Raw genomic sequence first — 470 nt, 5'->3', positions numbered from 1 at the left:
GGTGCCGGGCGCCGCCGCGGCGCCGGGCGGGCTGCGCGCGACGGTCAGCGTGATCGCCGGGAACACGCTTCCGCTGCCCGACGGTGCTCGTCCCGTCATGCTGGCCCAGGCCGACGGAGCCGGGGACAACGCCGATGCCGTCTACCTGCGTCCGGGCAACGGTGGTCTGGTCCACTCCACGGGCATCGCGGCGTCCAGTGAGCGCCGTGGCGCACTGTTCTTCGTGGCCGACACCGGGGTGCGCTACGGAGTCGAGAACGACGACGCGGCAAAGGCTCTCGGTCTGACCGCCCCCGGCGCGCCGGCGCCGTGGCCCATCCTGTCGCTGCTGGCGCCGGGGCCCACGCTGGGGCGAGAGGCCGCGTTCCTCGCTCATGACGGGGTGGCGCCGGACGATCACCCGGTGGTGGTACCCGACCCCGCTCGCTGACGGACGCGGCGGAGCGGCAGCGACGCGAGCAGCCCGATCC

At 75.1% G+C, this 470-nt stretch carries 1 protein-coding gene; it reads left to right on the top strand.

What is annotated here, in order from left to right; genetic code table 11:
* A partial coding sequence (locus AC1DYG_RS19585) for a type VII secretion protein EccB (RefSeq protein WP_477641521.1) occupies positions 1-430 on the top strand: 430 nt, incomplete at its 5' end.
* Positions 431-470 lie beyond the last annotated feature (40 nt).

The organism is Pedococcus sp. P1_H8, assembly GCF_056405175.1.
The sequence above is the reverse complement of the archived record's forward strand: the minus strand, read 5'-3'. Positions and strand labels throughout refer to the sequence as shown.